General features: G+C 66.5%; 18 protein-coding genes and 1 pseudogene. 11 read left to right on the top strand and 8 right to left on the bottom strand.

Translation table 11 applies throughout. The annotated features are described in order from the left end of the window. Window positions 1–13 precede the first annotated feature (13 nt). Complete coding sequence (locus RIE32_05925) at window positions 14–745, bottom strand: hypothetical protein (GenBank protein ID MEQ9095784.1); 732 nt, start codon at window positions 743–745, stop codon at window positions 14–16. Window positions 746–916: 171 nt separating this feature from the next. Between RIE32_05925 and RIE32_05920 the strand changes: the two genes are divergently transcribed. From RIE32_05920 to RIE32_05910, 3 genes are all read left to right on the top strand, one after another. Beyond that, a complete protein-coding gene (locus RIE32_05920) occupies window positions 917–2167 on the top strand; it encodes a pitrilysin family protein (GenBank protein ID MEQ9095783.1) in 1251 nt (416 codons plus the stop codon). A gap of 4 nt (window positions 2168–2171) precedes the next feature. Next, window positions 2172–3926 (top strand): iron ABC transporter permease, encoded by a 1755-nt coding sequence (locus RIE32_05915; GenBank protein ID MEQ9095782.1) that lies wholly within the window; start codon window positions 2172–2174, stop codon window positions 3924–3926. Window positions 3927–4026: 100 nt separating this feature from the next. Further along, window positions 4027–4530, top strand: coding sequence for a hypothetical protein (locus tag RIE32_05910; GenBank protein MEQ9095781.1), 504 nt, complete (start codon window positions 4027–4029; stop codon window positions 4528–4530). 3 nt (window positions 4531–4533) lie between these two features. Here RIE32_05910 and RIE32_05905 read toward each other — a convergent pair whose 3' ends face one another. Continuing rightward, on the bottom strand, window positions 4534–6030 hold the full coding sequence (locus RIE32_05905; GenBank protein ID MEQ9095780.1) for an AAA family ATPase: 1497 nt from the start codon (window positions 6028–6030) through the stop codon (window positions 4534–4536). 289 nt (window positions 6031–6319) lie between these two features. On the opposite strand from RIE32_05905, the gene RIE32_05900 reads away from it, so the two are divergent. Both RIE32_05900 and RIE32_05895 read left to right on the top strand, forming a co-directional pair. Beyond that, window positions 6320–8170 (top strand): M12 family metallo-peptidase, encoded by a 1851-nt coding sequence (locus RIE32_05900; GenBank protein MEQ9095779.1) that lies wholly within the window; start codon window positions 6320–6322, stop codon window positions 8168–8170. 91 nt (window positions 8171–8261) lie between these two features. Next, the gene (locus RIE32_05895; protein ID MEQ9095778.1) at window positions 8262–9185 is read left to right on the top strand and encodes a 4-hydroxybenzoate octaprenyltransferase; all 924 of its coding nucleotides are present in this window, start codon (window positions 8262–8264) and stop codon (window positions 9183–9185) included. A gap of 3 nt (window positions 9186–9188) precedes the next feature. Here RIE32_05895 and RIE32_05890 read toward each other — a convergent pair whose 3' ends face one another. Next, window positions 9189–10718, bottom strand: coding sequence for a CPBP family intramembrane glutamic endopeptidase (locus tag RIE32_05890; GenBank protein ID MEQ9095777.1), 1530 nt, complete (start codon window positions 10716–10718; stop codon window positions 9189–9191). A 276-nt stretch (window positions 10719–10994) separates the two neighbouring features. On the opposite strand from RIE32_05890, the gene rplM reads away from it, so the two are divergent. The 3 genes and pseudogenes from rplM (at window position 10995) to pheA (ending at window position 13236) form a co-directional block, all read left to right on the top strand. Then, on the top strand, window positions 10995–11429 hold the full coding sequence (gene rplM, locus RIE32_05885; GenBank protein ID MEQ9095776.1) for a 50S ribosomal protein L13: 435 nt from the start codon (window positions 10995–10997) through the stop codon (window positions 11427–11429). A gap of 170 nt (window positions 11430–11599) precedes the next feature. After that, a pseudogene (rpsI, locus tag RIE32_05880) lies at window positions 11600–12004 on the top strand (30S ribosomal protein S9). A 113-nt stretch (window positions 12005–12117) separates the two neighbouring features. Next, window positions 12118–13236: a prephenate dehydratase gene (gene pheA / locus RIE32_05875; protein ID MEQ9095775.1), complete on the top strand. Its 1119-nt coding sequence runs from the start codon at window positions 12118–12120 to the stop codon at window positions 13234–13236. Window positions 13237–13239: 3 nt separating this feature from the next. Here pheA and RIE32_05870 read toward each other — a convergent pair whose 3' ends face one another. Then, on the bottom strand, window positions 13240–13617 hold the full coding sequence (locus RIE32_05870) for a hypothetical protein (GenBank protein MEQ9095774.1): 378 nt from the start codon (window positions 13615–13617) through the stop codon (window positions 13240–13242). A gap of 115 nt (window positions 13618–13732) precedes the next feature. Here RIE32_05870 and RIE32_05865 point away from each other — a divergent pair, with 115 nt between their 5' ends. Then, window positions 13733–14527, top strand: coding sequence for a GC-type dockerin domain-anchored protein (locus RIE32_05865; GenBank protein ID MEQ9095773.1), 795 nt, complete (start codon window positions 13733–13735; stop codon window positions 14525–14527). A gap of 33 nt (window positions 14528–14560) precedes the next feature. Further along, window positions 14561–15529, top strand: a complete 969-nt coding sequence (locus tag RIE32_05860) for a hypothetical protein (protein ID MEQ9095772.1) — start codon at window positions 14561–14563, stop codon at window positions 15527–15529. A 48-nt stretch (window positions 15530–15577) separates the two neighbouring features. On the opposite strand, the gene RIE32_05855 is transcribed toward RIE32_05860, so the two are convergent. Both RIE32_05855 and RIE32_05850 read right to left on the bottom strand, forming a co-directional pair. Continuing rightward, a complete protein-coding gene (locus tag RIE32_05855; GenBank protein ID MEQ9095771.1) occupies window positions 15578–15739 on the bottom strand; it encodes a hypothetical protein in 162 nt (53 codons plus the stop codon). Between the two features lie 115 nt (window positions 15740–15854). Then, on the bottom strand, window positions 15855–16760 hold the full coding sequence (locus RIE32_05850) for an ATP-binding cassette domain-containing protein (protein ID MEQ9095770.1): 906 nt from the start codon (window positions 16758–16760) through the stop codon (window positions 15855–15857). A 119-nt stretch (window positions 16761–16879) separates the two neighbouring features. Here RIE32_05850 and RIE32_05845 point away from each other — a divergent pair, with 119 nt between their 5' ends. After that, a complete protein-coding gene (locus RIE32_05845; GenBank protein ID MEQ9095769.1) occupies window positions 16880–17848 on the top strand; it encodes a DUF6268 family outer membrane beta-barrel protein in 969 nt (322 codons plus the stop codon). A gap of 21 nt (window positions 17849–17869) precedes the next feature. Here the strand turns inward: RIE32_05845 and RIE32_05840 are convergent, their stop codons facing one another. Together RIE32_05840 and RIE32_05835 are read right to left on the bottom strand one after the other, a co-directional pair. Continuing rightward, window positions 17870–18895 (bottom strand): peptidylprolyl isomerase, encoded by a 1026-nt coding sequence (locus tag RIE32_05840; protein ID MEQ9095768.1) that lies wholly within the window; start codon window positions 18893–18895, stop codon window positions 17870–17872. Window positions 18896–19071: 176 nt separating this feature from the next. Then, window positions 19072–19872: a type II secretion system protein gene (locus RIE32_05835; GenBank protein MEQ9095767.1), complete on the bottom strand. Its 801-nt coding sequence runs from the start codon at window positions 19870–19872 to the stop codon at window positions 19072–19074. Between the last annotated feature and the right edge of the window lie 202 nt (window positions 19873–20074).

Genomic DNA, 20074 nt, shown 5'->3' with positions numbered 1-20074 from the left:
CCTCTCACGGGCTTCAGCGGGGGTTTTTTGGTGCATCGGAGCCCTCGCCGGGCTCGTCGATGACCGCCGGGCTCGGATCGCTCCGATGCTCCGCTTCGGGCGGTTGGGGCTCCTCGTCTTCACCTTCGGGTCCAACGCGGCGCACCTTCACCACGTTGTCGGTTGTGACGATGGCGCCGGTCGACTCGGCGAGTTGTCGCACGCGTTCGGACATCTCACGCAGCCGCTCCGCGTCGTCGCGTTCCCGTTCGGCGCTGCGCAGTCCGCCCTCGGGCGCCAAGGTTGCCAGGAACACGCCGTTGACCCGGTTGTACAGCGCCAAGGTCTGCTCGTCGTTGATCTGGGGCGCAACTCTTGCGCGTACCACGCCGCGGTAGGGGTTGTACCAAAAGCTCGGGGCCTTCACCCCATCGGTATCGAACGCCACCGGGTCGGCGGGATGATCGCGGTCGGCATCTTCGGCCGGCGCGATCTCGACCCACGGTCGGTCGCCGGTGAGCAGGTGGTTGAGCGGGGGTGCATCGCCGAACCAGTGGCCCTCGATCGTGTTGGGCCAGCCCCGACCATTGACGGCAACCCCGCGGGTGGTGGCCTGGACCTTGAGCGTGGAGTGAAACCGTGCAAGCGACAACTCGGTCTGCACGACTACGTTCTCGACCGTGCCCTGTCGCGTCTGCTGGATGACGACGAGCGTGGCCGCGACGAGGCACAGCCCCAGGGCGACCACGTCCACAATCCGGCGCATGCTGGAGCGTCCATTGGGCATCGCGTACCTCTCAAAAGGGACCATCGGTTGCGGGGCCGATCGAAATGGGTTCGGCGGGCTGGCGAGCGTGGAATGTGGTCGGTGGTGGCGGTGGCGCCGATTATGCCGCCGCAGGGCCGGGCGGGCGAGCGTCCGCTAAACTGCGCCACCATGGCGATCGAGATCCGAGAACTTGCGTGCGGTGCCGTCCTGCTGGTCGAATCGATGGCGGGCGTCAAGAGCTGCGCGCTCAGTTGGACCCTGCCCGCCGGGGCGGCCGCCGAGCCTGACGATCGGCTGGGCATCGCGGGAATCGCGGCCGAAATGGCCCAACGCGGGGCGGGCGGCTTGAGCAGCCGGGAGCACGCCGACGCGCTCGACGCGGCCGGCGTGAGCCGCAGCCTGGATACGGGCGTTCGAACGAGTCGCTTGTCGGCCACGTTCGTCGGCCAGGACCTGACCAAGGCCGTGCCGTTGCTGGCCGACCTGATCGTCAGGCCGACGATGGACGAGGCGGCCTTCGCGCCCGCCAGAAGCCTTGCCATCCAGGAACTCGATGCGCTGACGGACGACCCGCAAGAGTGGGTGGGCGTCGAAGCCATGGCCCACCACCTGCCGCCGCCGTTGAATAGATCGACGTACGGAACGCGGGAGGGCCTGGAGGCGTGCACGCACGCCGACGCGTGCGAGTTCATCCGAACCGGCTTCGTGCCTCGGGGCAGCATCATCGCGCTGGCCGGCGACATCGATCCGCTGATGGCCCAGCAGACGTTGGATGCCGCCCTGGAAGGCTGGTGGGGCCAGGCCGCCGAGCCGATGGCGCGGGGCCTGGGCGAACGGGGCGTGCACCACGTGGACGACGATGGCGCCCAGGTCCAGATCATGGTCGTTCGAGAGGCGCCGCGAGATGGCACGCCGGACGCCGCCTGCGAGCGATTGGCTACCGCCGTGCTCAGCGGGGGCATGTCGGGGCGCCTGTTCAGCGAAGTGCGGGAGAAGCGCGGGTTGTGCTACGCCGTGCACGCCGCGTATACGCCCGAGCGTGAAGCCGGTTGGGTGTCGGCCTACGTCGGCACCACGCCCGATCGGGCCGCCGAGTCGCTCGAGGTGCTCCAGGCCGAGTTGAACCGGATCGCCACGAGCGAGGGGGCGCCGACGGCCGAGGAGTTCGAGCGGGCCCGCGTGGGCCTGAAGTCGCGGATCGTCTTCGGCGGCGAGTCGACCTCGGCGCGGGCCGGAGCCCTTGCCAATGACTACCGGAAGCTGGCACGCTGTCGATCTCTGGAGGAGCGGGTTGCCGAAATCGACGCGGTGACGCTCGATTCGCTGCGGGACTACCTCGCGGGCTTTGACCGCGGCAATCCAACGATCCTAACCCTCGGGCCGTCGCTGACCGCCCAAGAAGCTAAGGCGGAGGCCTGAGCCCATGCACGCGTTGACCTTGCGCCGGCTCATCGAGCAGACGCTGGTCGTACTGCTCGTCGCGTTCCTGGGCTTGTCGCTGATTTATCCGATCGTGCTGACCATCCGCGGCGGTTTCGCCGTTGATCCCACGGGCGATGGCGGATGGACCTTGGCCCATGTGCTTCGGGTGTTCCGCGACCCGGTCACCCGCGAAGGGCTGTTCAATGCCTTCTGGATTGCGACGGGTACAACCCTCCTGAGCGGGCTCATCGCCGTGCCGCTGGCGCTCCTGGCCGCCCGGCACCGTTTCCCATTCAAGGGCGTGTTCAGTGCGCTCATTCTGGTGCCGTTGATCCTGCCTCCCTTCGTGGGCGCTATCGGCTTTCGGGCCCTGATGGGTCGCGAGGGCATGCTCAACACCCTGCTGGGCACCAACTGGGACGTCATGGGCGAGGCCAAGGGCCTGGGCGTGATCATCGTGCAGGCGTTGCACCTCTACCCGATCCTCTACCTCAATGCGACGGCGGCGCTGGCCAATCTCGACCCGGCCATGAACGAGGCCGCCGAGAACCTGGGCGCCGGCCCGTGGCGACGCTTCACGCGCATCACGCTGCCGCTCATCCGGCCGGGCCTGTTCGCTGGCGGCACCATCGTCTTCATCTGGGCGTTCACCGAGCTCGGCACGCCGCTGATGTTCGATTATGACCGCGTGACGGCCGTACAGATCTTCTACGGGCTCAGCGAGGTGGAGGGATCGGCCCGTCCGTACGCCCTGACGTTCGTGTTGCTGGCCGCATCGCTGGCGGCCTATGCCGCGGGCAAGATCGCCTTCGGCAGGCGGGGCTATGCCATGAGCACCCGCGCGACGCGGGCCAGCAGCGAAGTCACCCTGCGCGGGGCCAAGGGCTGGCTGGCGGCGGCGGCGTTCCTTCTGGTCACGATCCTCGCTGTCGCGCCCCACATCGGCGTGGTGCTTATGAGCGTCAGCGGCGTGGGCCAGTGGTACCAGAGCCTGCTTCCCAGGAGCTTCACCCTGGCCCACTTCGGCGTGGCGCTGGGCAGCGACGCGGCCTTCCGGTCCATCGCGAACAGCCTGGTTTATTCGGCCATGGCGGTCGTGTTGAATGCCTCGATCGGGGTGACGGTGGGATACCTGATCGTGCGGACCAGGGCGGTTGGGCGCAGCGTGCTCGACACGCTGTGCATGCTGCCGCTGGCGGTGCCCGGGCTGGTGCTGGCCTTCGGATTCGTGGCGGTGAGCCTGGCGTGGCCCTTCCGCGGCTCGATCAACCTGGGCTTCGGCGAGATCGCGGCGCCCCTGGACGGCGTGGTGTCGGTGGTGGGCGTCGATCCGAACCCGATTCCCTTGCTTGTGCTTGCCTATGCCGTGCGCCGGCTGCCGTACATCGTGCGGTCGGTGGTCGCCGGGCTCGAGCAGACCAGCGGCGAGATGGAAGAGGCGGCCCTGAACCTGGGCGCGAGCCGGATGCGTGCGATCCGCAGCGTGGTGCTGCCGTTGATCCTGGCCAACATCATCGCCGGGGCGCTGCTGGTGTTCGCCTTCAGCATGCTGGAAGTGTCAGACAGCCTGCTGCTCGCCCAGAAGCAGGACGACTGGCCGATCACCCGGGCGATTTATGCCTTCAGCAACCGCCAGGGCGACGGCCCCTACATCGCCAGCGCCATGGGCGTGTGGGGCATGGCCCTGCTGACCGTGACGCTGGTGGGCGCCAGCGCCTTGCTGGGCAAGAAGATGGGGGCGATCTTCCGGGTGTGAGACGATTCCGCAAGTTTGTTGAAACTAACCTTTGCGACTTCCCACTACAATGGCACGCGGGATTCGTGCCCTTCAACGAGAGGAAGAAAGGACGTCGGACATGACTACGAACAGGAATCGAACGCGAGTCGCGGTGGGTCTGGGCCTGGCGGCGGCAGCGTTGCTCGCGCAGGGGTGTGTTTTCTCGATTGGCGGCGGCAAGAAGGAGTACATCGTGGAGGATCGGACGCGGCTGACCTCGGACCAGCAGGACGATGCGCTCACCGTGCGATCCAAGGCCGACGTGCCGAGCTTCAGCCAGGCCGAGAATGCCCGACTGGGCAAGCTGGGGCCCGACACCACCGTCGATCAGTTCCGCAAGATCTTCCCCGAGGCCGTGTACCGCGGCTCGAAGGACGTTAACGGCGAGACGGCGCTGATCTATGAGGTCCGCGACCGCCGCGTGTACCGCTACGAGGGCTCGAGCTACGGGATGGTCCACGATGAGCCGGTATTCTTCCGCTTCGTTGGCGGCACGCTCGAGGGCTGGTACCACGCGTCGAAGGGCGGAAACTTTCCGAGCTGGTGGAGCGACTCTGACATGGGCGAGCACCAGAACGGCTGACGCTCACCCCGCCATCACGCACCGGCCCTTAGCCCACTGGCGGAGTTTGGCGACCTTCTCGGACATTGTCACGCTCAGGGGCGGGCTCTCGCCGAAAACGCTCAGCAGGCCCTCGGTCGTCACGCTCTGACGCTGGGCAAACGCTTCGTGCCGGGCGGCAATGATGCCCTGCTCGATCTCGGCGCCGCTGAAGCCCTCGGTGGCCTTGATGAGCTTCTTGAGGTCGAAGTCCTCGGGGTTCAGCCGGCGCTTGCGCAGGTGGATCTCGAGGATCGCCTGGCGGGCCTCTTCGCCGGGGAGGTCGACGAAGAAGATCTCGTCGAAGCGGCCCTTGCGCATCAGCTCGGGTGGCAGGCTCTCGATGTCGTTGGCCGTGGCGACGATGAAGACTGGCTCGCGGTGCTCCTGCATCCAGGTGAGCAGGCTGCCGAACATGCGGCGGCTGAGCCCGCCGTCGGCCCCGCTGTTGCTGACCGACGCGAACCCCTTCTCGATCTCATCGATCCACAGGATGATGGGCGCCATGAGTTCGGCCTGGTGCAGGGCCGTCCGCAGGCGGTTCTCGCTCGAGCCCACGTAGCGGTCGTAGAGCGAGGTGGGGTCGAGCCGCAGGAGCGGGCGCTTCCAGGCGGCGCTGATGGCCTTGGCGCACAGGCTCTTGCCGGCCCCTTGCACGCCCAGCATGAGAACGCCGCGGGGTGAATCCAGCCCGTGCTCTTCGGCCTCGGCCTCGGTGGTCAGCAGACGGCTGGAGAGCCACTTCTTGAGGTTCTTGAGACCGCCGATGTCGTCGAGCGTGGCGGGGGCCTCGATGAACTCCAGCAGCCCGTCGGCCTTCACGTACTCACGCTTTCGGGCGACGATGCGGGGCAGGTCGTCGCCATCCAGCCTGAGGTCATCGCGAACGACCTCGGCCACGATGTTCTGGATCTGCCGCCGTGTCAGCCCGCGAAGGTTGCGGATCATCGCCTCCCACTCGCTCCGCTTGACGTCGATTTCGATGGGCGTGTGGCGGTGGTGGGCTCGTAGTTGCGTGCGCACGAGCCGCTCGATTTCCTCGGTGTCGGGCGGCATGATCTCGAACTCGGCCGCGTACTGGCGGAGCACGGGCTGGGTGATGCGTTCGTGATCGATCAGGACGATGAGCTGGGCTTGCTCATTGGCGCGAAACAACGCCTCACGCAGGGCGCGCGCAACCTTCACTTCGTCGAGGTGATGTCCAAGGTCGAGCATCACGTACACGCCCGGCTTGCCCTCGCTGGCGATCTGCCGGAGCGCGCGTTCGGCCAGTTGCGTCTCGCTCGACTGGCCGGTGTCTTCCATGGCCGCGTCCTGGAGCCCGCCGGTAAGCGTCCAGCGGTAGCAGACCATGCCTTGATCGGCGGCGGCGTCGCGCACGAGATTGAGGGCGTACACCTCTTCGGCGGTCGCGATGGTGATGGCCGGCTGGCTGGTCACCCGCATCAGTCCCCGCAAACGATCGAGATTGGATTCGGCCATAGTGCCCAGCATACGCGATCGGGGGATGGACCCGTAACAACGTCCTATAAGCCACGACTTGTCGAAAACACGACAATCACCGGCCACAACGGTTGCGGATGGCACACGCCGTGATAGGGTGCCTGGGTAGGCGTTGGAATCGGGCGTAACGGGCCGCGATGGTGGCCGTTATGCCCCTTCGACGCTGGGTTCACGCGGGCCTGCCTTGCTCGCGGACGGACGAGAGCCCAGGCTCAGAATTGGCTCGAGCCGTGGCACGAGCCGGATGCATCCGGGGAGGTTTATTTCGATGAACGCACGTTTTTTGACTCGCGGGACAGCCGCGAGCCTGTTGGTATGTACTGCCGCCATGCTCGCGACGGCGGGCACCGCGCATGCGCAGGAGACCCAAGGGACGCTGTTGAAGGAGGGCGAAGCGCCCTCCGGCCAGCAGTCGCCGCTGGTGTTCGATGATCTGATCGAGTACTCGATCGAGCGCCTGGGCTTTGACGTCGGCGCCGACGGCTCGATCACGACCGAAGTCATGCTGGGCGAGCAGGCGGTGCAGATCGAACTCTGGCCGCACGACGTGCGTTCGCCGGCCTTCGAGGTGCTCGTGCAGCAGCCCGATGGCTCGATGGAGCGCATGGTTCCCCCGGCTCCGACGACCTACCGCGGTTTCGTGGAAGGCATCGATGGCAGCAGCGTTTCGGCTGGTTTCTTCGGCGGGTCGCTCACGGCCCTGGTGTCCATCGGCGATGGCGCTGAAAATAGCTGGGTCATCGAGCCGCTGAGCGATCGCGTCCGCGGAGCCGATGGCTCGCTGCACGTGGTCTACTCAGAGGACAACGATCTTTCCGGAGAGAACGGCTTCTGCGGCACCATCGATAACCCGGTGGCGGGTCTCATGGCCCCACTCGAACCGCAAGGCCCCGGTGTCGACGCGACGCTGCAACTCGAGCTTGGCGTCGATACCGACTTCGAGTTCTACCAGAGCCGGGGTTCGTCCGAGACGGCCGTGATTGCCGCGGTCGAGTCGCAGGTGAACTCGGTGTCGGCGATCTACGAGCGCGACGTCGACACGGTCATCGAAATCACCACGATCATCGTGCGGCCGACGTCTTCCGACCCGTACACCACGTCCGACGGTGGAGCCCTGCTCCAGCAGATGACGAACCACTGGCAGTCTCAGCAGCGTGGCGTGCGCCGGGATACTGCGTCGCTCATCAGCGGACGCAACTTCGCGGGCGGTACGCTGGGCGTGGCATGGCTGTCGGGTGTCTGCACCACGTCGCGCGGCTACAACGTGAACCAGTACGTCTCGCTGAGCCCGGCCGCCCGCGTGGCGGTACTGGCCCACGAGATCGGCCACAACTGCAACGCGCAGCACTGCTCGGGCGGCGACTGCCGGATCATGTGCCCGGGCATCGGCGGGTGCGCCGGCGACATCAGCCGCTTTGGTTCAACCTCGCGCAGCGTCATCCGTGGCTTCCTGGACGCGGTGCCGTGCGTCGATGAGCTCGTCACCGAGCCCGAGCCCCAGCCCCTGCCGTTCATCGACGATTTCGATGATTCGCGCTCGCTGGACCCCGACCGCTGGGCCGAGGCGAGCTCGATCGTGATCACGCCCTCCGTGGTGAACCCGGTGACCGCTCCCAACGCGCTGACCTTCCAGCCCGGCGGCACCATCACCACCACGCGGTTCGACGTGCCGCCCCCCGGCACGTTGCCCTCGTACGTGCGGGTGTGGTCGCAGCATCGCTTCGTCGAGGTCGGCAAGTTCCTCCGCGTGGAGTACTTCTCGACCTTCACCGGCCAGTGGACCGCGCTGGGCGCCATCCAGTCGGACGGCACCGATCAGCAGCAGTTCATCCTGAACGAGTGGAAGCTGCCCCTGGAAGCCAGCGGCGACCAGTTCCGCCTGCGAGTTTCCGAGGTCGGCGCCGATACGGCCGACGCCTGGTTCGTCGACAGCATCTCGGTCAACGAGTACTGCCGCATCGACATGAACGAGGACGGCAACATCGATCTCTTCGACTTCCTGGCCTTCCAGACGGCCTTCGACAGCGGAAGCCCGTTTGCCGACTTCAACAACGACACGGTGCTGAACGTGTTCGACTTCCTCGAGTTCCAGAACCAGTTCGCCTCTGGCTGCCCCTGAGGCCCAGGTGACCATTTGAGGATCCAAACGCCCGGCCGGGTTCGTCCCGGTCGGGCGTCTTCTTTTGGTCCCGGCGCGTACATTTGCGTGCATGTCGAGCCGTGCACAACCCGCCCCCAGCGCCGTGGCGCTCATCGCCCGGGACATCAAGCTGGCCCACTCGGTGTTCGCGCTGCCGTTTGCCGTGCTGGCTGCGTTCATGGTGGCGCCGCGTCTCCCGACGGGGGGCATCGCCTGGCCGCGGATGGCGGGCTTGCTGGCCCTGGTGGTTGTGTGCATGGTGGCAGCCCGCACCTGGGCCATGGTGGTCAATCGCCTGGCGGATCGCGCTATCGACGCGTCCAATCCTCGGACTCGAAATCGCGTGTTTGCTTCGGGCGAACTGCAACCCGTTGCGGGCTGGGCGACGTTGGCGGCTTGTGCTTTGCTCTTCCTTGCCGCTTGCGCGCTGTTCGGCGTGTTCTTTGACAACTGGTGGCCCGCGCTCCTGGGCGTTCCGGTGCTGGCATGGATTGCCTTCTATTCGTTCACCAAGCGATTCACGTGGTGGTGCCACGTGTTCCTGGGCGGTGCGCTGGCGGCGAGCCCACTGGCGGCAGCCATCGCGGTGGGGGGCATCGAAGCGCTCGCGAACCCGGCCCTGTGGCTCCTGGCAGCGATGGTCCTGCTCTGGGTGGCCGGCTTCGACGCCATCTATGCGTTGCAGGATCTCGACTTCGACCGGCAGGCGGGATTGCGGAGCATTCCCGCCCGCTTTGGCTGGAAGCGGGCAAACATGCTCAGCCGCGTGATGCACGCCGGCGCCCTTGCGTGCCTCGTAGGCGTGCTCGTCGCCGAGCCGATGTTCGGCGTGATCTTCGGAATCGGTGTCGCCGCCACAATGATCTTGCTGGGTTATGAGCACCTCGTGCTTTCTCGGCGTGGGGCGGCGGGCATCCCGATGGCGTTCTTCACGCTCAACGGCATGATCAGCGTGCTGCTGGGTCTCACCGGCCTGCTCGACGTACTCGTATAGCCGTCAGCCGTAGAGCACGTGGGCGAAGGCGAACAGCAGCGTGAGCACGACGGCATTGTTCAGGGCGTGCGCGGCGATGGGGCCGATGAGCGATCCCCGCCAGGCCCGGATGAGTGCGAAGTTGAAGCCCAGGACCGTGACGGGAATGAGCTGGATGAGCGCGTAGCCGTGCATCATGCCGAAGACCAGGGCGCTGAGCACGGCTGCGATTGGCAGCACCATGCGCGAGCGCAGATGTCGGAAAAGGGCTCCGCGGAACACGAGTTCTTCGCACAGCGGGGCCCAGATGGTCGCCAGCGTGAAGATCATGAACAGCAGCACCGGGTCGAGCGTGCGGGCGAGTTCGAGGATGGGGTTGGTGGGGCCCATGGCCTCCGGATCGCTGGGGAAGAACTGCTCCTGGAGGAACAGCAGCACGAACATGACGGCCACGCCTGCGACCACGATTGGGAGCATCGCCAGGTACGCCCCGATGCCGGCGAAGATCTCCAGCGTGACACCCCGAGGCGCCCGCAGGCCCAGGTCATCGCGCAGGCGTGACCAGGAAACGCCACGAGCGAGCGGCCAGAGCGGCACGAGAAGTAGCAGCCACTGCGCCGGCAACGCAACCAGGCCGGCGATCATCTCCGCCGACTCACCGATCAGGGCGGCGGTTGCCTGCATGATCTGGAGCAACGCGAAGCACAGTACGAAGAGCACGGCCGTCTCGAGGTAGACGCTGCCGCCCGGTGCGGGCCTGGGCATGGCAAGGCGGATCTTGCCGGTGCCGAGCAACACCAGGGCCATGATGCCCAGCACGAGGCCCGCCAGCAGGGCCACGCCGATGACGGCGATCATCGCGCCGACGATGATGAACGGGCCGATGGCGCCCGAGAGCAAGGCCTCTCGCAACTCGTGCTCTTCGGGTAGCCGTGCGATGCGGACGAGCTCGCCAAAGTAGCCATGCCGTTCGATCAGCGCATTGACGGTCTCGTCATCCAGGGCCGCCGCGGCTTCGCCGTTCGCAGCGATGTCCTGGTAGTAGGGAAGCAGCGTGCGTGCATCGGTCAGGATCTGCTCCCGGCGCGCTCTCTCGTTCGCGGCGTCTGGGTCATCGGGATCGAGTTCGTCGCCGGCTTCGAGTTCGGCGACGACCGACTCGAGGTCTGACACGGTTCGCTCCGGTCCGGCCAGCTCGCGCGAGGCGATCGCGGCACGTAACCGCTGGAGCGGTGTATCGATCGTCTCGGCTGCGTCGTCGAGCTGCTCCTGGAAGCTCGGTGCGCCCGCGGGGAATTCGTATGCGATCCGCGTGCCCATGCGGGCGGCGACCTCGACGCTGTCGCCCTGGGGCGCTGCGATCTTGGAGGGATCCTCGGCCGGTTCGCCGCGGACCTGCAACTGCTGCATCACCACGACGAGCGGCAGCACGAGGATCAGCACGACCCAGGCGAGCTTGGCGGCGCCGCTGGTTCCCGGGTCGGGGGAGCGCATGGGCCCGGGCGGGTGCATGGGTGGCTGGGCGTCGCCGAAGGTCTGGGGGGGCTGGTCCATCGACCAATCATCGGCCACGGGCGGGGCTGGGGCCACCCCGATCACGCCAAGTGGGGACCTGCCCGGTGGTTCGGGGCTTGACGGGCGTCGGGGGGCGTCTACGCTTCCCCTCACGCCGGATGGTGGCGGCTGGTGGCCTTTGCCCCCGCCCGGCGGACCGAATGGTCAATCCTGCAGTCGGGCCCACCAGCCCGTCTGCCCGCCCCGCCCGGTAGGCGGCGTACGTGAAGTGCCCCCGGCGACGTGTTTTGGCGTCGCTGGCCGCAGGAGAGTGTTATGCGTCGGCAAACCTATATGGCCAAGGCCGGTGAGGTCGAGCAGAACTGGCACGTGGTCGACGCCACGGACCAGGTGCTGGGCCGGATGGCCACCGAGATCGCCCAGGTGCTCATGGGCAAGCATCGCCCCGAGTACACCCCCCACGTCGATACGGGTGACTACGTCATCGTGACCAACGCCAAGGCCGTCAAGCTCACGGGTCGCAAGGACGCCCAGAGCGTCCGCCAGCGGTACACGGGCTATCCCGGCGGCCTGAAGGTCGAGACCTTCGGCTCGCTCCGCGAGCGCAAGCCCGAAGCGCTGATCGAAGACGCCGTCCGTCGCATGCTGCCCAAGAACCGGCTCGGCCGGGTCATGCTCAAGAAGCTCAAGGTGTACGCGGGCAGCGAGCACCCGCATCAGGCCCAGCAACCGGTGGAGATGAAGCTCTAATGGCTGACACGAACACCCCGACTTCGACCGATTCCACCGAGACCGCCGCGACGAGCGGCTCGAGCCTGCTGGGTGGCAGCGCGCTGTCCCAGGCCGTCGCCGCCGACGAGGCCGGCGAGCCCACGACCCGCCGCGTTCGCGAAGCCGTTCCGCCCGACCGCCATGGCTGGTGGTGGGGCACGGGCCGCCGCAAGCGGGCCGTGGCCCGCGTCCGCATGAAGCCCGCCGCCGACGAAGGTAAGGGCGACGTGCAGATCCAGTGCACCCGCAAGAAGCTCAAGGCCGTCAGCGAGTACTTCACCGAAGACCGCGACCGCGCCGACGTGTACGCTCCGCTGGACGTCACCGGCACCAAGGGCCGCTTCGACGTGGTCGTGCGGTGCAGCGGTGGCGGCTACATGGGCCAGGCCCAGGCCGTCCGCCTGGGCATCGCCCGCGCCCTGCGGGACTATGACCCGAGCCTGGAAGACGCCCTGCGCGACGCCGGCTTCCTCTCGCGCGACGCCCGTAAGGTCGAGCGTAAGAAGCCCGGCCAGCCCGGCGCCCGCCGCCGCTTCCAGTTCTCGAAGCGATAAGGCTTCTTTAGTTCCTGCCTGGCAGTTCGCTCCTCCACGCCCGGTCTATGTGCCGGGCGTTTTTCTTTGGGTCCGGGCCAAACCCGCCTGGGAAATCACCCGATAATCCCGGTATGGACCACCCCCGCCCCCTCGAAGAACTCCGCTGCCTCATCGACGAGGCCGACGAGAAGATCGTGGCCTTGCTCAACGAGCGGGCCGGGCTGGTGGTCGAGGTCGGCAAGCGCAAGCAGCACGACGGCACGCCCATCTATGCCCCCGACCGCGAGCGCATGGTGCTCGACAAGGCCAAGGCCCGCAACAAGGGCCCACTGAGCGACACCACCATCGAGGCGATCTACCGACAGATGATGTCCGGTTCGTTTGCACTGGAGCGCCCCTTGCGCATCGGTTACCTCGGACCTGCCGGCTCGTACTCGCATCTGGCCGCCCGAGCCCACTTTGGCGCCAGCGTCGAGTTCGCCAGCGTCACCAGCATCGGCGCCGTGTTCGACGAGGTCATCAAGGGCCACGTCGACTACGGGCTCGCGCCGATCGAGAACAGCACCGCTGGCGGCATCGTCGAGACGCTGGACGCCTTCATCGAGCACGCGGGCGAGGTCTCGATCTATGCGGAGGCCCAGGTCGCCATCCGCCACGCGTTGATGGCCGGTTGCCCGGCCGAGGACGTCACGCGGATCCATAGCAAGCCCGAGGTCTTCGCACAGTGCCACAACTGGCTGAGCGCCAGATACCCCAAGGCCGAGTTGATCCCCGCAGCATCGTCGAGCCGCGCCGCCATCACGGCCGCCGACGAAACCGAGAAGGCGCGCAGCATCGGCGCCCGCCCCGGCAGCGCTGCGATCGGCACCACGCTCGCGGCCGAGCTGTACGGCCTGAGCGTGCTGGTCGAGTCGATCCAGGACCAGCCCAACAACATCACACGCTTCGTGATCCTCAGCCGCGAGAAGACAGGCCGCACGGGCCAGGACAAGACCAGCATGCTCTTCGAGACCAGCGACGAGCCCGGCGCCCTCGCCGACGTGCTGGCGGTCTTCAGCTCCCACGGCGTGAACCTGACCCACATCGAGAAGCGCCCCAGCGGCCGCGAGAACTGGACCTACATGTTCTTCATCGACGCCGCCGGCCACATGCAGGACGAGGCCGTGGTGGGGGCCATCGAGGACGCCAAGACCAAGTGCCGGCGGTTGACGGTGCTGGGGAGCTACCCGCGGGCGAAAGGGCTGCTGTAAGGCTCAGCGGTCGAGGATCGCCGCGGCCTTGACGTATCCCTCTTCGTCGTACTCCACGCACAGCCACAGGTCATCGGACGACAGCAGGCCCGGCTCGGGCCCAAGCGTGAACACATGGTCCCAGTGGACCATGCCTCGAACGTTCTGGGGTTGCCCGAAGCGATCTTCGACCCATGGGCGATCCATGGTGCGCGTGCTCGCGGCGAACAGCACGGCGCGGGCGTCGCTCATCCGTTGCTCCTGATCCGAAGCAGGTGGCCGCCAGGACAGCCACTTGAGCATCAGCCCGGCGAGGACCATCTGCAGGGCAAACAGGCCCAACAGTGCGACAAGAGCCGCGATGAGCGCGATCCGCACGGCAACCAGGACCGAGTAGAACATTTGCTAGTGTACGCTAACGTTGCCGTTGGCGTTCGGGCGTTCTCGAAATGAAACGGGTTCACGCCGCATCCGAGCATCCCGGTCACTGGTACCTGCTGATAAAGGGAGGATCATCATGGAGATGCGTACCGATTTTATCAGTATTTTGCTTGGGTGCATCGTTGCTTCTTTGGCTGCGGCGGACGACGTCCGTCTCAGTCATACCACGTCGGACGAGGTGGTTTTTGGCTTTGGCCGGGTCTGCCCTGCGCTCGGCACGGCGGCGACGGTGGAGGCCAGCAGCTACTGGCGGTCCTTGGATCTTCGAGATCAGGGCGTGATGCAAGACCTGCGCGTCACCAGCGTCCAGTTCGGCATCGAGTCCCTCCGGCTGCCCACGCTGCTTGAGGTAGACATTGCGGTGAATCTCTACGCCGCACCCGAGGGCACGCCGCCGCAGACCGGGCTTCCGCTGATCGGTTCGGCCGTGGCGAGCGTCGGCGATGTTTCAGGAGGGGTGGTGAGCGTTGATGTCGATGCGCTCGCCGCCGTGGGCTCGGCCGTGGTCGTCCAGGTCAGCGTGCCCAGCCTGCGAGACCTTGCCGGCGGTGAGTTCGGCGATAGCTTCCTGCCCGGCGCGAACGGCTCGGGCGAGACCAAGCCCGTCTACTTCGCCAGTGATGCCTGCGGCATTGCCGAGCCCGAACCCTGGAATCCCGATTGGGGCACGTTCCATTACGTGCTCACGGTCACTGGCAGCCCATTCTGCGCAACGGACCTGGATGGCGACGGCGAACTCACCGTCTTCGACTTCCTCGCGTTCCAGAACTTCTTCGATGCCCGCGATCCGCGCGCCGACCTCGACGGCGACGGCGCTTTTACCATCTTTGACTTCCTCGAGTTCCAGAACAGGTTCACGCTCGGCTGCTGACGGGACTGGTGCACATGTGAACTACGATGTCTCGTGCCAGAGGCCGACTCGAAGTTCCCCAGGCCACGCCCGCTCGCGCCGCCGCGCGTGTGCGGGGCGTGCGGCCATGCGCTGGGCGACCTTCCGCTGAACGAGCCATGCCCAGCGTGCGGCTGGCGCCCGAGCGTCCGCTGCATCACCTGCGGCTACGACCTTGCCGGCCTGCCCGAAGACGGCCCGTGCCCCGAGTGCGCCACGCCCATTGATCAGTCGCTGCGCGGCGATGGGCTGGCCTTCTCGAGCGAGGCATACCTGTGCACGCTCGATCGCGGCCTCTGGCTGACTCGCCTCGGCGTCGGGTTGCTCTTTGCCGTGTGGATCGGCAGCCTCGTTCTGGGCATCGTCGTCGCCATGCTGACTTCGGGCGGGCTCGTGCCCTGGCTGCGCGACGTCTTGGTCATCTTTCCCTCGGTCGCCTGCATCGTGGTGTGGTGCGTTGGTTGGTGGATCACGGCGACGCCCGACCCCAGGCTGGCCGTCGATGGCCCGACGCGTGCACAGCTCGGAGCGCGGTTGCTTGCCATTGCCGCGGGCCTGGTGCTGTCGAGCATGCTCATCTCCCAGCCATTCATCACGATCCCGGTTCCCTACGCGGGGCTGGTGCTGGGCGCACTGCTCATCGCGCACTACGCCTGCGGAGCCGTCGTGCTCAGGCAATTGGCCCAGCGGGCGGGCAACCGTCGCGCAGCCGGGCACGCGAGGCAAGCCTGGTGGGCCAGCATGATCGTCGCGGGCTGCGTGGCGGCGCAGGTCACCGCGAGCGTCGTCTTCGGACACGCAACCATGTCGCCGCGCGTCCAGATCCTCAAGGCCGCATGGGCCCTGGCGAGCCTTACGGTGCTCCTGACGAGCATCGTTGCGATCGTCCGCCAGGCGACCGCGGCCGGCCTCATCCGCGACGACCTGCGCCGGTTCCTGTTCCATGCGCGTACGCACGGTGCGAACCGAGCTGCGAGCGCATGAAGAACGGCCCACGGGGGCCGTTTGATGATCGAACGCGTTTTCGTCCGCTCAGCCGTCGGTGGCTTCCTCGATCTCATCCCCGACGGCCTCGGCGTCTTCGCCGGCGCCCTCCATCGTGTTGCACGCGGCGGCGGCGACGGCCATGGCGACGAGCACGCCGGTCAGGGCGACGCGGACGGGGTTGATCTTGTTCTCGGTGTTGCGATCCATGCTGCTTCTCCTTGCTGCGTCCGGCGGCGCGCCGGCGCGATCGGAGGCAATGTATGCCCGCGGGCATGGCCGGTCCTGGGGTGAACCCGAATTCACGGTTCGCCCCGCACGGCCGCTACATCGCCCCGCCCTCGAAGATCACGCGTTGCTTGACGCGGCGCGGGTCCGGCTCGGGCACGGCGCTCAGCAGGCTCTGCGTGTACTTGTGCTGGGGGTTCTTCAGGATCTCGTCGCGGCTGCCGGTCTCGACGATCCTGCCCTTGTACATCACGGCGATGCGCTTGCACACGTGCTGGATGACGGCCATGTCATGACTAATGAACAAATAACTCAGGCCGAACTCTTCCTGCAGGTCGGTCAAGAGGTTGATGATCTGGGCCTGGATGCTCACGTCCAGGGCGCTGGTGGGCTCGTCGCACACGATGAACTTGGGCTCCAGCGCGAGCGCGCGGGCGATGCCGATGCGCTGGCGCTGGCCGCCGCTGAACTCGTGGGGGTACCGATCGGCCGCGGCGGCGGGCATGCCGCAGCGCACGAGCAACTCCTCGACCTGCTTGCGCAGCTGGCGGCGGTCCTTGACCAGCCCGTGGACGATGAGCGGCTCGCCGACGATGCTGGCGATGCGCATGCGCGGGTTCAGGCTGCCGGCGGGGTCCTGGAAGATGATCTGCATGTCGCGCCGGAGGGCCTTCATCTCGGCGCCCTGGGCCTTCATGACGTCCTTGCCCTCGAACGTCACGCTGCCGCCGGTGCTCGGGATCAGCTTGAGCAGCGTCCGGCCGACGGTCGTCTTGCCGCAGCCCGATTCGCCCACCAGGCCCAGCGTCTCGCCACGCCCCAGGTCGAAGCTCACCCCGTCGACCGCCTTGACGTAGCCGGTCACGCGCTGGAGCAGCCCGCTGCGGACGGGGAAGTGGGTCTTCAGGTCCTTGACCGACAGCAGCGGGGGCTCGGCCCCCTGGTACTGGCCGGGCTTGGCCTGGGGATCGGTCGGAGCGGCAGGTGCGGCTGGAGCTGTCATAGCGGCCATCCTATGGGTGCGAGGTCCGTCAGGTGTGCATGGTGACGCGACCGGCCAGGCAATCTGCCCGAGAGATTAGTGAAGACTATCCTTGCCGCCAAGCCTACCGGAGCCCGCCCATGCCCCGAGCCCAAGCCTGCCTTGCCTGCACCGCCTTCCTGCTGCTCACCAGCGTGGCAGGCGCCCAGGAGCAGCCCACCCCGACCCAAAGCGCCAGCGAGCCGCTTGCAGAAGACCAAGCCGAAGCAAGCCAGCCCGCCGGGCCGCCGCGATTTATCTACACCCTCGCCCAGAGATTCGAGGCCACCAGCGTCCCGCATATTGATGGTGGGGGTGACGCGACCAGCACGCTCACGCGCACCGAGTTTGATGTTGTTTGGTTTGCCTCGCGCCGGACGCGTGCGCTCTTCCAGTTCAGCAACGAGTTCGCGTTCTACGAGTTCCAGGGCGCCTTCGGGCTCGACCCGGCCGATGGCAACCCGGTGGCGAACTTCAACCGCCAGAACATCGATGTTCTGGTGACCCACAACCTCGATCGGCAGTGGAGCATGCTGGTGCTCGGTGGCATCGGGCTCGCGCGGGAGCGAAACGCCGACGTCGGAGACTCCATCGTGTGGCGCGCCGGCGTCGGGACGGCTTATCAGGCTACGGAAAACATCTCCATTGGTGTCAGTCTGGTGGCCACTGCCGAGCAGGAAGGCAGCGTCGAGTTTCTCCCTCTCCCTGTGATTGACGCGACGCTCGAATTGGACGAACGTTGGACGCTGCGCTTGGGCACGCTGGCGGGTGCGGTGCTGACCTATCAGATGAATGACGAGCTCGCCTTCCGCCTGCGCTCAGGATACAACGAACGCAACTACCGTCTCGACGACGAGGGCTTCGCGCCAGAGGGCGTGTTCCAAGACAAGTCGATCGACCTGCGTCTGGGCGTCAACTGGCAACCCGTGCCCGGGCTGGAAATCGATGCCGGCGTAGGCTCGCAGCTCTGGCGACGCTTCAAGGTGAAAGACGAGGACGGCAACCGCCTCAGGCGTGCAGAAACCGATCCGACGTTCATGCTCTTCGCCGGCGTCTCCTACCGTTTCTGACGCGAAGCATCGCGGTTTGTTTCATCGCTCGCCCGAACTTGTCGGCCGCTCGATGGCCTTGGGGCCCGTGCCGAAGGGAGCGGCATCGATCAGTTCGGCACTGATGATCCGCGGCGCCTCAACGGGGCTGCCCATGCGTGCATCCGCCAACGGTGTCTGCTCGATCGCAATGATTGCGTCGGCGCCACTGATGGCTTCGCCGAAGGCCGTGTACAGGCCGTTGAGGTGCACGGTGGCCTCTCGGCTGAGGGCGACGAAGAACTGCGAGCCGTTGGTGTCCGGGTCATTCGTGCGCGCCATCGAGAGCACGCCGAACTTGTGCTCCAGGTCGCTGGGCTCCAGATCAATGAATACGCCCGGCCCGCCGCTGCCCGAACCGGTCGGGTCGCCGGCCTGGATGACGAAGGGCTTGCCGCTGCGGTGCGTCGGCAGGATGCGATGGAACGGGATGTCGGTGTAGAACCCGCCGCGCGCCAGTTCGCGAATGTGCCACACCGTGTTGGGCGCCACGTCCGGGCGCAGGCGGAACACCATTGGGCCCTCGGTCGTCTCGAATTTCAGCAGCTTGTCGACGTACACGCGCACGCCCGAGAAGACGCGGGGCCCGGCGTTCTGCCATTGCGCCGTGTTGTTCGAGATCGAAGCACGCTGGGGCGTAAGCAGCGGCTGGATCACCAGCGGCGCACCAATGGGCGTACCCAATCCCTCGCCATCGGCGTCTCCGGGGGTATAGAGCTGGGCGAACAGCACCATCGGTTGCTGCTGATCCCACAGGATGGGGAAGAACGTGGCCAGATCGACGCGGCCGGCCAAGACGTTGGCTCGCGCCACGCGATCGCCCCCTGCGTTAAACAGGACGATGCTGGCTTCTTCGTCGTCGCCCTCGGGCAATGCCACCGTGATGGGAATCTCGCGATCGATGCCGTAGTAGGTTCGATCCGGCGTCAACTGGGCTCGGGCATGGGGAGAAAGCAGCGACAGGGCGATCGTGGCCAGCGTCATAGCGACGACCTGGCGCATTGGCGACGAAGCACGGTGCATTCCCATGGTGGTTTCTCCTTCGGGTGTCCACGGCGCCATCGGGCACGGCGCCTGCGGGATCAACGGGCTCCAACGGTACGGCAGCCGTGCGCGATCCGTCGTGTCAGATCAATGTGACGTAAGCAAGACCGATCCCGGTCTGGCAAGGGATACATGACCGAGGTTCGGGAATCGTCTGGCGATCAGTTGGCGTCGCGACGCGAGTCGCCACTCGACGAGCCATCGAGTTGGTCGTCGATGAGTTCCCACGCATCCATCACGACCGACGAGCGTGCGTCGGCCTCCTGAAGCGGGAGCCGCGACAGGATGCGGCCGCCGTAGTCGCGGAACCACGTGACCGAGAGGTCGGCCCGCATGACGTTGGAGCCCACGTCGTGGTTGTAGTCGCTGCGCAAACGCATGCCATCGGCGACCAGCGCAGTCCGCCGCGGCTCGATCTTGCTGAGGTGCCGCTGACCCAGCGGGCCGGCACCGCGGTACTGGTAGTTGCCGACAACGACCTCGGGCACATCGCCAAAGCTGTTGGAATACTGCGAGAGCGGGTGGGCGCCATCATGAGACGGGCAGTAGAAGCACGCGGCATGATCGATGTACCCACCGAAGTACAGCAGGCCCAAGCCATCCCAGCCACCGGTCTCCGGGCTGTAGTCTCGCGGGGCCGAGGACACGCTGGAGAGCCTCAGGATGAGCATCTGCTCGGCACGATTGCGTGTGGGGTCGTAGAATGTTGTCGGGGGGATGTAGTCGTTGTTCGAGTCGGCATACATCAGCATGGCGATGCCGATCTGGCGGACATTCGACGAGCACACCAGGCGGTGGGCGGTCTCGGTTGCCTTGCTCAACGCGGGCATCATGAGCGAGATGAGCACCATGATGACAGCGATGGACACCAAGACATCCACCAGCGTAAAGCCGCGGTTCGGTCGGCGGATAGACCGCCGATTCGTGCTTGGGTACCGAGATTTCACATTCACCCCACTCATCCGCGTTCCCCGGGCGGCTGATCGTGTGACGTCAGTATACACGAAACCAACGGTGAAATACAAGAGAATTATTTGTCCCTGCTCGAAACCGCTGGCCAAATACCGAACAAAATGCAACCAAGTGATACGGATCTCCAAACCCCGACCTCAAACCCATTTCCGGGGAAGGATCCTGATCGGGCCCGGCGACGAATAGAAACGT

Source organism: Phycisphaerales bacterium (assembly GCA_040221175.1).
Lineage (GTDB): Bacteria > Planctomycetota > Phycisphaerae > Phycisphaerales > UBA1924 > JAHCJI01.
Note: the sequence above shows the minus strand (reverse complement) of the source record. Positions and strands in the feature narration are given on the sequence as shown.

What these genes read in the sequence shown, in the direction of transcription:
- RIE32_05925 (MEQ9095784.1), bottom strand. Translation starts at nt 745, where the DNA reads ATGCGCCGGATTGTGGACGTGGTCGCCCTGGGGCTGTGCCTCGTCGCG.
- RIE32_05920 (MEQ9095783.1), top strand. Translation starts at nt 917, where the DNA reads ATGGCGATCGAGATCCGAGAACTTGCGTGCGGTGCCGTCCTGCTGGTC.
- RIE32_05915 (MEQ9095782.1), top strand. Translation starts at nt 2,172, where the DNA reads ATGCACGCGTTGACCTTGCGCCGGCTCATCGAGCAGACGCTGGTCGTA.
- RIE32_05910 (MEQ9095781.1), top strand. Translation starts at nt 4,027, where the DNA reads ATGACTACGAACAGGAATCGAACGCGAGTCGCGGTGGGTCTGGGCCTG.
- RIE32_05905 (MEQ9095780.1), bottom strand. Translation starts at nt 6,030, where the DNA reads ATGGCCGAATCCAATCTCGATCGTTTGCGGGGACTGATGCGGGTGACC.
- RIE32_05900 (MEQ9095779.1), top strand. Translation starts at nt 6,320, where the DNA reads ATGAACGCACGTTTTTTGACTCGCGGGACAGCCGCGAGCCTGTTGGTA.
- RIE32_05895 (MEQ9095778.1), top strand. Translation starts at nt 8,262, where the DNA reads ATGTCGAGCCGTGCACAACCCGCCCCCAGCGCCGTGGCGCTCATCGCC.
- RIE32_05890 (MEQ9095777.1), bottom strand. Translation starts at nt 10,718, where the DNA reads ATGGACCAGCCCCCCCAGACCTTCGGCGACGCCCAGCCACCCATGCAC.
- rplM (MEQ9095776.1), top strand. Translation starts at nt 10,995, where the DNA reads ATGCGTCGGCAAACCTATATGGCCAAGGCCGGTGAGGTCGAGCAGAAC.
- pheA (MEQ9095775.1), top strand. Translation starts at nt 12,118, where the DNA reads ATGGACCACCCCCGCCCCCTCGAAGAACTCCGCTGCCTCATCGACGAG.
- RIE32_05870 (MEQ9095774.1), bottom strand. Translation starts at nt 13,617, where the DNA reads ATGTTCTACTCGGTCCTGGTTGCCGTGCGGATCGCGCTCATCGCGGCT.
- RIE32_05865 (MEQ9095773.1), top strand. Translation starts at nt 13,733, where the DNA reads ATGGAGATGCGTACCGATTTTATCAGTATTTTGCTTGGGTGCATCGTT.
- RIE32_05855 (MEQ9095771.1), bottom strand. Translation starts at nt 15,739, where the DNA reads ATGGATCGCAACACCGAGAACAAGATCAACCCCGTCCGCGTCGCCCTG.
- RIE32_05850 (MEQ9095770.1), bottom strand. Translation starts at nt 16,760, where the DNA reads ATGACAGCTCCAGCCGCACCTGCCGCTCCGACCGATCCCCAGGCCAAG.
- RIE32_05845 (MEQ9095769.1), top strand. Translation starts at nt 16,880, where the DNA reads ATGCCCCGAGCCCAAGCCTGCCTTGCCTGCACCGCCTTCCTGCTGCTC.
- RIE32_05840 (MEQ9095768.1), bottom strand. Translation starts at nt 18,895, where the DNA reads ATGGGAATGCACCGTGCTTCGTCGCCAATGCGCCAGGTCGTCGCTATG.
- RIE32_05835 (MEQ9095767.1), bottom strand. Translation starts at nt 19,872, where the DNA reads ATGAGTGGGGTGAATGTGAAATCTCGGTACCCAAGCACGAATCGGCGG.